The organism is Alteribacillus sp. HJP-4, assembly GCF_042139015.1.
Classification (GTDB): Bacteria; Bacillota; Bacilli; order Bacillales; family Marinococcaceae; genus JBHIKY01.
On sequence record NZ_JBHIKY010000053.1, the window covers coordinates 1 to 1,686 of the forward strand.

The following is a 1,686-nucleotide window of genomic DNA, read 5'->3' on the forward strand; positions in this document are numbered from 1 at the left end:
TACCCGATAAAATACGATTTTTGGCTAGAAAACAAAATTGTTTTCTAGTCTTTTTCATGTGTGAGATATAATATAAATATCAAACAAAAAAGAGGTGATTTTCTGGTGTTAAATAATCAAACTTCCCTTACATTAAGCCCTTATATAGAACTTTATGATGCAGTGGTTCCAAAAGATAATTTTCTTCGCCAAATGAAAGAGCTCATTGATTTTTCCTTTGTCGAAGAGGAGTTAAAAGAGAAGTATTGCTTAGATAATGGAAGAAATGCAGAACCTCCTATAAGAATGTTTAAATACTTACTTTTAAAACAAATCTATGATTTGTCAGATGCGGATCTTGTTGAAAGGGCAAGGTTTGATTTGTCATTTAAATATTTTTTAGATATGACGCCAGAAGCTCCTGTTATTCATTCCAGTTCGTTGACCAAGTTTAGAAGATTACGCCTTTTTGACAAAGATTTAATGGACATATTGGTCCAAAAGACCGTGGAGCTAGCTTTGGAGCTGAATCTTCTATCGTCTACCACTCTGATTGTAGACGCCACTCACACTTCGTCTCGATTTCATTCAAAATCGCCTGCAGAATACCTTCAAGACAAGTCAAAATCCCTGCGAAAAGCCGTTTACCGCCATCAAGAAACAATAAAAGAACAGTTTCCGTCTAAGCCTAACACCAAAAATGTAGAAGAAGAAATGATGTACACGAAAGAACTCATCCGAACCATCCAGAGGCAACCGACATTGAGTGACATCCCCGCCATTAAAGAAAAAATAAATGTAGTCAACGAAGTGATGGAGGATATAGATGAAGAGAAATCCTACTCTTCAGATCCAGAAGCTCGTAAGGGACACAAATCACAGGACTATTCTTTTTTTGGTTATAAAACGCATCTGGCTATGTCAGATGAACGAATTATTACTGCAGCCGTTGTGACTACAGGAGAAAAAAGTGATGCCAACTATTTTCAAGAACTCGTTGAGACAAGCAGGAAAAATGGAATGGAAGTAGACACGGTCATTGGTGATAAAGCGTATTCTGGGAAAAACAATCTTCAATACTCCCAAAAAAATGATCTTCGATTAGTAGCCAAATTACATCCCGTCATTTCCAGCGGAACTCGGGAAGAAGACGACAACTTTGAATTTAATAAAGATGCCGACATGTACGCGTGCCCTGCAGGACACTTGGCGTACAGAAAAAAGATGGAAAAAAGATATTCTACCACCCAAAATCCCCAATTGAAGTACTTTTTTGATGTGGGAAAATGCAAAAAATGTTCTCTTCGGAAAGGCTGTTATAAAGAAGGGGCTAAGACAAAATCCTATTCTGTTACGATTAAATCCAGCGAACACCTGGAGCAAGAAGCCTTTCAAAATACAAAGGAATTTAAGGCATTATCGAAAAAACGATATAAAGTCGAAGCAAAAAATGCGGAATTAAAACAACGACACGGGTATGGGAGAGCCAATACTTCGGGTCTATTTGGCATGAAGATGCAAGGAGCTGCCACCATATTCGTTGCCAACATAAAACGGATTTTCAAACTTATGAATGAGAAAAAGTAACAAGACACCCCAAAACATCTGAAATTTTAGGACCCTTTTATTCCAATAGAGGAATAAAAGGGTCCTTTTTTGAACTTCCGTTTTTGTTGGAGATAAAATGCAGGTTTTTCAGCAGCCTCG

At 37.5% G+C, this 1,686-nt stretch carries 1 protein-coding gene; it reads left to right on the forward strand.

The window, feature by feature from the left end; all coding sequences use genetic code 11:
- The first annotated feature begins 105 nt into the window (after positions 1 to 105).
- Positions 106 to 1,566 (forward strand): IS1182 family transposase, encoded by a 1,461-nt coding sequence (locus ACE4RR_RS21410; protein ID WP_375537448.1) that lies wholly within the window; start codon positions 106 to 108, stop codon positions 1,564 to 1,566.
- Positions 1,567 to 1,686 lie beyond the last annotated feature (120 nt).